The organism is uncultured Leptotrichia sp. (genome assembly GCF_938036635.1).
GTDB classification, from domain to species: Bacteria; Fusobacteriota; Fusobacteriia; order Fusobacteriales; family Leptotrichiaceae; genus Leptotrichia; species Leptotrichia hongkongensis.
The window spans coordinates 1-2,776 of record NZ_CALHQO010000490.1 but is presented as its reverse complement, the minus strand read 5'-3'; the positions used below and the strand labels follow the sequence as shown (position 1 = coordinate 2,776).

The window sequence follows — 2,776 nt, the reverse complement described above, 5'->3', positions numbered from 1 at the left end:
CATCTTCTAAACGGCATTCTCTAAGAGTATCATCATCTGCTTCCCTAAACTCTCCATATTGTTCATCCTTTTCATCTAAATGCCCAATAAAAGATTGTCCATTTAATTCCCATCCAATTTTTCTTACTTTTTTATCAGGAATACATTCATATTTTTCATTTTTTTCAATAATTTGTATTATTTTTTCTTTTGGATAATTTGCTGAAAAAAGCAATGTTCCAAATAATAAAAATATTATAGTTACTTTTCCCATAATTAAACCTCGATTTTTACATTATTTAAAACTCTCAACTAAAAAATTTCTCAATGTTGGAAAATCAAAATCTTCAGATATTTCTCTCAATATTAAGACATCCTGTAATAACATTTTCATAGCCAAAGTTCTTTAAATCAAATGTCCTACTTCAAAGTAGCCACCGTACACCCAATTCCACCTTCATTCTGATTGGCATCTTTAAATTCTGTTACATATTTTGAAGTTCTTAGGTATTCGTGGATTTTTTTTCTTAGTACCATTGTTCCTTTTCCATGAATTATGTAGATTTCGTGATAGCCTGTGAGCATTGCTCTGTCCATGTATGTTTCTAGTTCTGCGATTGCTTCGTCAGCGTTCATTCCACGCAAGTCGATTTCTCCTCGCACTTGTGAAGTTCGTTTTAATGAGGCGAAGTTTTTGAATTTGTTTGTTTTTTTCTTTTGAATTTTTACAATGTCGTCAGTTGATACAACCAGCTTTAATATTCCAGTTTGCACTTGAATACGGTTGTTTGGCATTATTTTTAAAATCTTTCCATTTTGGTTCATTGTTTTTACAAGCACTTCTTCCCCAACAGCAAAATCTACGTTTTGAGTAACAACTTTCTTTTCTTTTACATTTTTCTTTTTATCCGTAATGAATGATTCACGTAGCATATTCAGGCTTCTTTGAGCATTTTTGGCATCTTCTTTTTTAGATTCCTCGCTGTTAATTTTGTCAATTAGGTTTTTGGCTTTTGCCTGCATATTTTTCAAGTAATTGTCAGCTTCCTCGTAGGCACGTTTTATAATTTCATTTTTTTCATTTTCAAGTTTTATCATATTTTGCTCATAAATGCTCTTTTGCTTGTCAAGTTCAGTTCTTGTTGCTTCTAACTGTTCCTGCATTGTTTCCAGCTCGTCATTTTTTTCCTTTATTGATTTTAGCATTTCTTCAACACGCTGATTATCTTCACTTATATAGCTTTTTGCATTTTCAATCACTTCTTCACTAATTCCGTATTTTCTTGCAATTATAAGAGCGTTACTTTCTCCTGGTATTCCTTCCAGCAGTTTGTACGTTGGAGATAATGTTTCCACATCAAATTCCATTGAGGCACTTTTAATTCCTGTTGTGTTAAAGGCGTATGCTTTTACTTCGCTGTAATGGGTTGTGATTATTGAAGTTACGTGTTTTTTATTCAAGTAATCAATGATTGCCATTGCAAAAGCAGCCCCTTCCATTGGGTCAGTTCCACTTCCTAATTCATCCATTAATACAAGTGATTTACTGTTTGCATGTTCAATTATATCTTTTATTTTGCTCACATGCCCTGAAAATGAAGATAAGTTTTGCTCAAGACTTTGTTCGTCCCCAATGTCAGCCAGTACATTGTGAAAATATCCAATTTCAGTTTTTTCATTTGCAGGAATTGGGATACCAGATAATGCCATAATTGTAAGAAGTCCAGCCACTTTCAATGTTACTGTCTTCCCACCAGTATTAGGCCCTGTAATAAGCATTATATTTTCAGGATTCCCAAGTTCAAAATTAATCGGCACAACTGTATTTTCATCAATTAGTGGATGTCTTGCTTCAACCAGTTTCAAATATTCCTTGTTAATAATTTTAGGAACAATACATTTCTTATTAACAGAATAAGTCGTTTTCGCATCAATAAAGTCCAGTCTTTCCAAAATTTCTTTAATTTCCAGAATTTCTTCCTTTTTAGTTTTTACAAGTTCTGTAATTCTAAGCAGTATTTTTCTAATTTCCTCACGCTCACGAGCCTCATATTCACGTAATTTATTATTTAATGAAACAATATTTAAAGGCTCGATATAAACCGTACTTCCTGTTGCAGACCTATCATGTTCTATTCCTTTAATAAGCCCTTTAAAATCTGTCTTTACAGCAATTACGTATCTGTCGTTTCTTTGTGTTATTATTCTTTCCTGAATTGCATTTTGCGTACTTTTATTCGAAATCAGCTCATCAAATTTTTCTTTAATATTCGCATTAATATTCTGCTTCTGCCTTCTCACATCACGAAGTCCAATCGAAGCCTCATCCTTTAATACTCCTTCATCATTAATCGCTTCTGAAATAAAGTTCTCAATATCCTTAACTTCCTCAACATCACTAAACAGATTCCAAATCGTTCTATATTTATCCCTAACATTCTTAGCCCTGCTTTTAGAAATTCTAAAAATCGTCAAATTTTTCTTCAGAACTGCCAAATCCTCAGCACTCAAATAAGACCCAATAATATCAATGGAATTCATCATCTTAGTAATATCCGCAAGCCCTGCAAGTTCCAATCCATCATCATACTTATAAAAGTCAATCATCTCCATCATAAGCATAAGTTCCTTATCCAAAACTGATTTTTCCTTTATAATATCAATATCCAGAAACTTTTCTTTTGTCTTTTCCAATCTTGATAAATCAATAAGTTCATTAATTATCTTATAAAATTCCAATACATCATAATTTTTTTCCATTTTCTTTTCCTCAACATTCTTTTTAATTTCAAATATC

The 2,776-nt window shown here is 32.0% G+C and carries 2 protein-coding genes; both read right to left on the bottom strand.

Annotated elements, in window-relative coordinates; translation table 11 throughout:
- Window positions 1-253: hypothetical protein (locus Q0370_RS09920; RefSeq protein WP_299575213.1), on the bottom strand; the 253-nt coding region annotated here is incomplete at its 3' end.
- Window positions 254-399: 146 nt separating this feature from the next.
- Window positions 400-2,739: an endonuclease MutS2 gene (locus tag Q0370_RS09915; RefSeq protein WP_299575215.1), complete on the bottom strand. Its 2,340-nt coding sequence runs from the start codon at window positions 2,737-2,739 to the stop codon at window positions 400-402.
- Window positions 2,740-2,776: the final 37 nt, after the last annotated feature.

Bases quoted from the DNA above. Each gene is read 5' to 3' on its own strand.
- Q0370_RS09915 (WP_299575215.1), bottom strand. From the start codon at position 2,739: ATGGAAAAAAATTATGATGTATTGGAATTTTATAAGATAATTAATGAA.